The following is a 6,563-nucleotide window of genomic DNA, read 5'->3' on the forward strand; positions in this document are numbered from 1 at the left end:
TCATGCTCGGCGCATGTACGCCTTGATGCTCAGCGGTGCGAAGATCGCGATCACGATCACCGAGCCGATCAGCGACCAGGCCAGATCGCTGCCGTAGACATTGCCGTTCATCAGCGCTCGGGCCGCATTCACCATGTAGTACACGGGATTCACGTGATTGAGCCCCTGCATCCATCCCGGCATGGTGCTCACCTGAGCGAACGCGCCGGACATGAAGGTCAGCGGGAACATCACCATCATCGAAATGCCCTGCACGCCCGCGGCACTCTTACCGGTGACACCGACCAGCGCCCAGATCCAGCTCACCGCGAACGAGCAGACCACGATGACCAGACCGGCCACCACGACACCGGCGACACCGCCCTCGGGCCGGTAGCCGATGGCCAGGCCGACCACGATGGTCAGCGTCGTCGCCAGCGCGTAGCGCACCATATCGGCGATCAACGCACCCGCCAGCACCGAAATGCGGGCGATGGGCAGGGATTTGAACCGGTCGAAGACGCCCTTGTCCATATCCTCGCGCAACTGGGTGCCGGTGACGACCGAGGTCAGGATCACGGTCTGCACCAGAATGCCGGGAATCAGGACCGGCAGATAGTTCGAAACGCTCCCGCCGATCGCCCCGCCGAAGATGTAGGCGAACAGCGCGGTGAACAGGATCGGCTGAATCGTCACATCGAACAGTTGCTCGGGATTGTGCTTGATTTTCAAGATGCCCCGATAGGCCATGGTGAGCGAGGTCGACATGGTCTGTTGCAGGCTGATCTTATTGCTGACCTCGGGAATCGAGGTCGCTGCCGCATGCCGCGCGGTGGTGCTTTCGGCGGTGATGGTCGTCATGCCGCGCTCCGTTCCGAATCGTTGTCGTCGGCCGGGTGGCCGGTGATGGTGAGGAAGACCTCGTCGAGGCTGGGTTTGGTGACGGTGATCTCGTCGATCTCGATCTCCCACTCGCGCAGGCGGATCAGCAGGTCGGCGGTCATGCCCGCGTCCGCGAGCGGCGCGGTGAGCCGTCCGGCCTCCGGCGTGATCTGGGCGTCGACGCCGAGGAAGTCACCGACAACCCGGCGGGCTTCCTCGAGCTGGGCCCGGTCGACCAGCGTCAGATGCAGTGAAGAGCCGCCGACCGAGGATTTGAGTTCGTCGGCGGTGCCATCGGCGATCACCTTGCCGTGGTCGATGACGGCGATCCGGTCGGCGAGCTGATCGGCCTCGTCCAGGTATTGCGTGGTGAGCAACACCGTCGCGCCCTCCCGGACCAAGCGGCGGATGGTCTCCCACATCTGGGCGCGGGTGCGCGGATCGAGTCCGGTGGTCGGCTCGTCCAGGAACAGCAGCGGTGGTGTCGCGATCAGGCTGGCGGCCAGATCGAGACGGCGTCGCATGCCGCCGGAGAAGTTCTTCAGCGGCTTATTCGCCGCCTCGGTGAGGTCGAACTCCTCCAGCAGTTCGACCGACTTGCGCCTGGCATCGACGCGGCTGAGGCCGAGCAGGCGGGAGAAGATGATCAGATTTTCGGTGGCGCTGAGATCCTCGTCGACCGAGGCGTACTGCCCGGTGACGCCGACCAGGGACCGGACGGCCGTCGGTTCCGCGACGACGTCACGGCCGAAGATGCGGGCGCTGCCGCCGTCAGGGCGCAGCAGGGTGGCCAACATGCGGATGGTCGTGGTCTTGCCCGCGCCGTTCGGTCCGAGCACGCCGTAGACCGAGCCCTGCGGAACCGCCAGGCTCACACCGTCGACGGCGCGCTGTTCCCCGAACACCTTGACCAGGCTGTCCGCCTCGACGGCGAGCGCTGAAGTGGGTGTGTAAGAAGTCATGCCCAAGACTTTGCGGCCCGTGTCTTGCACTGTCCTTGCACCGCGGTGTCACCGCACTCTTGCACCCGCTTGCATGTTCGCGCGCCCCAACAACATCGAGGACCTATCGCGAGCCTGCTCGGACGAGGTACCGGCCGCACGCGGGCCATCCTGGCCGTGTGCGTCGCGCGGCTGCGAGTCTGTTGGGCGTTTCCGCGCTCGTCAGCCTTGTACGGTGCCCGACTCGAGCCGTTGATGTCGATCGTCGACAGCAGCGGTCGCTACGGATTCGGCCGCGGGCCCCGGCCTCAGTGCGCCGATTCCGCGAGGAGATGCTCACGGAGCCTGGCTCGGTCCGGCTTGCCCGGTCCGCGCAGCGGGAGCTCGTCGAGGATTGCCAGCTCGCGCGGTGCGGCGATGGAATCGAGTTCGCGCACGACGTGATCGCGCAGTTCCTCGAGAGTCGGGCTGGCGCCGGGGGCGGGAACCACCGCGACCGCGACCCGCTGGCCGAGCCGATCGTCTGGTAGGCCGAGCACCACGCATTCGCTGATGCCGGGATGGGTGATCAGCACGGCCTCGACGACCTGCGGGACGACGAGCAGTCCACCGGTCATGATCGCCTCGTCGAGACGTCCGGTGATGCTGAGCACGCCGTTCTCATAAGTGCCCGCGTCTTCGGTGCGGAACCAGCCGGGTTCGGCGAACGCCGGATGGTCCGGATGGCCGCGATAGCCTTTGGCGATCATCGCGCCGCCGAGCAGCACGCGGCCGTCCTCGATGCGAATCTCGGTGCCCTCCAGCGGAACTCCGTCGTACACACAGCCGCCGCAGGTTTCGCTCATGCCGTAGGTGCGAACGACGTTGATACCGGCGGCTTTCGCGCGCTCGTAGACCGGTGCAGGGGTGGCCGCGCCGCCGACCAGCACGCCGTCCAACTGGGCAAGTGCCGCCGCGGCGGTGGGCGCCTCCAGCGACTTGATGAGCTGGGTCGGTACCAACGCGGTGTAGCGGCGTTCACCGCGCATACCGGAAATCGCGCCGGCCAGCGCCTCGGGTAGGAAGCCACCGGAAACGTCCAGCACACTGGGTTCGGTACCGGCCAGAATGCTGCGCAGCAGTACCTGAATGCCCGCGATGTGATGGGTCGGCAGGGCGAGCAGCCAGGTGCCGGGACCACCGAGTCGATCGTGTGTCGCGGTCCCGCTGGCCCGCAGCGCGGCTGAACTGAGCATGGCGCCCTTCGGCACGCCGGTGGTGCCGGAGGTGGTCACCACCAGCGCGACCTCGTCATCGATCAGTTCGCCGGGTGTGAGTGCGTCGCTCAGTCGCCGGGCCTCCCGACGGTCGCTGGTCGGTATCGGCAACCACGCGGGGCCGTTGCCCTCCAACACTTCTCGCAGATGCGGCATGACATCGCCCAGTCCCGATCCGGTCGGCATCGGCAGCGTCCGCAGGGTGCGGCTCATGCCCGCGCCTCGCTAGCGCTCGGCACGGTCATGCCCGAAGGCGCTGCGCTGTTGATTCGCTCGCTGGGCTCGCTCATGGATTTCGCCCCCGTCATGCGCGACCGCACCTCGCTGGTGCTCGGCGCCGTCGTGCGCAGGCGCGCTGTGTTCATGGTTCGCTCGCTGCGCTCCCTCACGAGTCTGATCGTGTCATGTCAACGTGACCGCACGCGGCAGGGGTCGGTTTGCTGGGGCGGCGCGCTGGAGGTTCGGCCGCGTCAGGGGAGGAGAAGGCAGGTACGCCGGACATCGAGACTGCGATTCACTCGGAGGACGGTACTCAGCGGTGGTCGCCCGGACGTCGGCGGTCGAGCGGCCATGTGTGGGTTATCGTCCTCGTCGGTGTCGGCATTGGCAACTCGAGCCGCCCCGCCCGTGCCACCGTTGCCGTCGTGATCAGTCCGGTGACCAGCGCGAATCACGTCGGATCGGATGCTCGGCGGGAACTTCGACCAAAACGATCGGCACCCCGTCCGGATCGCGCACCCACATTTCGATCAGTCCCCACGGCTCCTGCACCGGCTCCCGCTCGATGCGAATCCCCTTCAGCGCGAGCTCTGCCGCCGCGTCCGAAATGTCGCGAACCTGCAGCCAGAGCGCACCTTCGAAGGTGGTCGATTTGCCGGATCCGCCGTGCGCGGCGACCTCGATCAGCGACTGTCCAGCGAAGAAAACCGTGCCGCCCGGATACTCGCGTGCGATCGCCAATCCGAGTCCGTCGCGGTAGAACGCGAGGGTCGCCTGGTAGTCGGCGGGCCGCAGAATGACCCGGCTGCTGAGGATGTCCATCAGAAGTACCAGGGGTAGGGGGTCCAGTCCGGCTCGCGCTTTTCCAGGAAGGCGTCGCGACCCTCGATCGCCTCATCGGTCATATAGGCCATCCGGGTGGCCTCGCCCGCGAAGAGCTGCTGACCCACCAGACCGTCGTCGAGCAGATTGAACGCGTACTTCAACATGCGCTGGGCCTGTGGGGATTTGCCGTTGATATCGGCGCTCCACTCCAGCGCGACGTTTTCCAGTTCGGCGTGATCGACGACCTTGTTCACCGCGCCCATCTGATGCATTTCCTCGGCGGTATAGGGACGACCGAGGAAGAAGATTTCCCGCGCGAATTTCTGGCCCACCATTTTCGCCAGATACGCGCTGCCGTAACCGCCGTCGAAGCTGCCGACATCGGCGTCGGTCTGCTTGAACCTGGCGTGCTCGCGGCTGGCCAGGGTCAGATCGCAGACCACGTGCAGACTGTGCCCGCCGCCCGCGGCCCAGCCGTTGACCAGCGCGATGACCACCTTCGGCATGAACCGGATCAGCCGCTGCACCTCGAGGATGTGCAGGCGGCCCGCACGCGCCTGGTCGACGGTGTCCGCGGTCTCGCCCTCGGCGTACTGGTAGCCGCTGCGGCCGCGAATGCGCTGGTCACCACCCGAGCAGAAGGCCCAGCCGCCGTCCTTGGGGCTGGGGCCGTTGCCGGTGATCAGCACGGCGCCGACGTCCGGGGTCATCCTGGCGTGATCGAGCGCGCGGTAGAGCTCATCGACCGTATGGGGGCGGAACGCATTGCGAACCTCCGGCCGATCGAAGGCCACCCGGACGGTGCCCTGCTCGATATGCCGGTGATAGGTGATGTCGGTTAGGTTCTCGAATCCCGGAACGGGCCGCCACAGCTTCGGATTGAACGTCACCCCTGTGATTATTGCCCCCACCGATGTTTCGGATGCCAGCGACTTCCATGCGAACTTCTATGGTGTCGATTCCATTACTCGGCGGTACGACTTGACGGTGTATAACAACGCGATACCGTGCAAGCATGACTTCAGCATCGCGGAGCGATTCGATGAGGGGCGGCGGTCGGGCGACGGGAGGGCGTCCGGCAGTTCCAGAGCGCGCCGGCGGGCGGTCCGGTCCGCGCATCGACGACAGCGCGGTGGACGAATCCCGGTACGAAAGCCACGGCGGCTTCCCCAAGGTCTCCCGCGCGCGAGTCGGCGCCAACTTCGGCCCGCTCGTCGAGGCCCTGCGCACGCTGCAGGATCTGGCCGTCTGCGTGGACGCCCCCGACGAGATCTACGGCGAGGCGCTCGACCGCACCCGCGAACTCATCGATCTGCTCGAGCCGCATCGCGCACCCGAACTCCAGGGCCCGGCGGGCCGCGCGGTCGAATTGCCCGGGCGCGGCAGCCTTTTGCTGCTGCCGTGGCAAGTGGTCGAAGCGGGACCAGACGGCATCGTGATGACCGGTGAATTCCGTCGCTTCCATCTCGGCGGCAACGGCGCCGCACACGGTGGCGTGCTCCCGCTGCTGTTCGACGATCTGCTCGGCATGATCGTGCACTACGCGGGGCGACCGATCAGCCGCACCGCCTATCTGCACGTGAACTACCGCAAGATCACCCCGTTGCAGACGCCGCTGACCGTGCGGGGTCGCGTCGATCGCATCGAAGGGCGCAAAACCTTCATCACCGCCGAATTGGTCGATGAGCAGGGCAATTTCCTCGCGGATTGTGAAGGACTGATGGTCCAGTTGCTGCCGTGGCAGCCGTAGGCGAGGGCGGACTTCGTCCGGCGGCGCCTCATTAGCGGATGAGTACCGTGTGACTCCGCGCACCAGTGCGTATAGTGACGTGCGCTCGTTCATCGACATTGATCCCGGAGGAACCTGAAAGTGGTTGCAGCACTGTCTGAATCCCTGCTCGACGACGCAAAGCGCACGGCCTTCCTTGCCGATGCCAAGGAGGTTCTGGATGCCGAGGTGTCGGACAAGGGTGGTGCGTCGGGCCTGGCCGTCAAGGGTGGCTACGCGGCGGTCAAGAAGATCAGCCCGTCCATCGTGCCGGACGCGCTGGAGTCCTTGGCCCCCAAGCTCGTAGCGCAACTGGAGCCGTTCTGGCAGGAATACACGGCGAGCGGGTCCGGCAAGTTCGCCGACCTGCTGGTCGCCAAGTCGGATGAGGTCGCCGAGGCTCTGCTCTCGGTGACCGACGCGCGCGCCGCGGCCTCCACGCGCCCGGCGCTGCAGAAGGTCTACTCCTCCATGCGTTCCTCGGCCAAGAAGAACGTCATCGAGGCCCTGCCGCGGCTGGGCGACCTCGTACAGCGGCACGCCTGAGCTGTGTCTGATGGCCGCGCCTTCGGCGCGGCGGGTTCGCGGCCCCCTGGTGTCTCGCGTCCGAGTCGTCGAGACTCGCGCCTGCGGCGCATGCGCTTCGACGACTCGGACGCGAGACGGGCCGCGAACGGTCGCTCGTAACACCCG

At 66.5% G+C, this 6,563-nt stretch carries 7 protein-coding genes; 2 read left to right on the forward strand and 5 right to left on the reverse strand.

What is annotated here, in order from left to right:
• The 5 genes from ACIBI6_RS27665 to ACIBI6_RS27685 all read right to left on the reverse strand — a co-directional run bounded on the left by ACIBI6_RS27665 (position 1) and on the right by ACIBI6_RS27685 (position 4,992).
• Positions 1 to 831 carry an ABC transporter permease gene (locus ACIBI6_RS27665; RefSeq protein WP_396958337.1) on the reverse strand — a complete coding sequence of 277 codons (831 nt, stop codon included), beginning with the start codon at positions 829 to 831 and terminating at the stop codon, positions 1 to 3.
• A 5-nt stretch (positions 832 to 836) separates the two neighbouring features.
• Entirely contained in the window at positions 837 to 1,823 is a 987-nt protein-coding gene (locus ACIBI6_RS27670; protein WP_364356143.1) for an ATP-binding cassette domain-containing protein, read from the reverse strand.
• Positions 1,824 to 2,110: 287 nt separating this feature from the next.
• Entirely contained in the window at positions 2,111 to 3,271 is a 1,161-nt protein-coding gene (menE, locus tag ACIBI6_RS27675) for an o-succinylbenzoate--CoA ligase (protein ID WP_364356140.1), read from the reverse strand.
• Positions 3,272 to 3,706: 435 nt separating this feature from the next.
• Positions 3,707 to 4,099, reverse strand: a complete 393-nt coding sequence (locus ACIBI6_RS27680; protein ID WP_364356137.1) for a VOC family protein — start codon at positions 4,097 to 4,099, stop codon at positions 3,707 to 3,709.
• On the reverse strand, positions 4,099 to 4,992 hold the full coding sequence (locus ACIBI6_RS27685) for a 1,4-dihydroxy-2-naphthoyl-CoA synthase (RefSeq protein WP_364356134.1): 894 nt from the start codon (positions 4,990 to 4,992) through the stop codon (positions 4,099 to 4,101). Before ACIBI6_RS27685 ends, ACIBI6_RS27680 begins: the two co-directional genes overlap by 1 nt.
• A 227-nt stretch (positions 4,993 to 5,219) precedes the next feature.
• On the opposite strand from ACIBI6_RS27685, the gene ACIBI6_RS27690 reads away from it, so the two are divergent.
• Complete coding sequence (locus tag ACIBI6_RS27690; RefSeq protein WP_396958338.1) at positions 5,220 to 5,852, forward strand: PaaI family thioesterase; 633 nt, start codon at positions 5,220 to 5,222, stop codon at positions 5,850 to 5,852.
• A gap of 120 nt (positions 5,853 to 5,972) precedes the next feature.
• Positions 5,973 to 6,416: a DUF6918 family protein gene (locus ACIBI6_RS27695; protein ID WP_364356128.1), complete on the forward strand. Its 444-nt coding sequence runs from the start codon at positions 5,973 to 5,975 to the stop codon at positions 6,414 to 6,416.
• Positions 6,417 to 6,563 lie beyond the last annotated feature (147 nt).

This window comes from Nocardia sp. NPDC050412, from assembly GCF_044458825.1.
Lineage (GTDB): Bacteria > Actinomycetota > Actinomycetes > Mycobacteriales > Mycobacteriaceae > Nocardia.

Bases quoted from the DNA above. Each gene is read 5' to 3' on its own strand.
- ACIBI6_RS27670 (WP_364356143.1), bottom strand. From the start codon at position 1,823: ATGACTTCTTACACACCCACTTCAGCGCTCGCCGTCGAGGCGGACAGC.
- menE (WP_364356140.1), bottom strand. From the start codon at position 3,271: ATGAGCCGCACCCTGCGGACGCTGCCGATGCCGACCGGATCGGGACTG.
- ACIBI6_RS27680 (WP_364356137.1), bottom strand. From the start codon at position 4,099: ATGGACATCCTCAGCAGCCGGGTCATTCTGCGGCCCGCCGACTACCAG.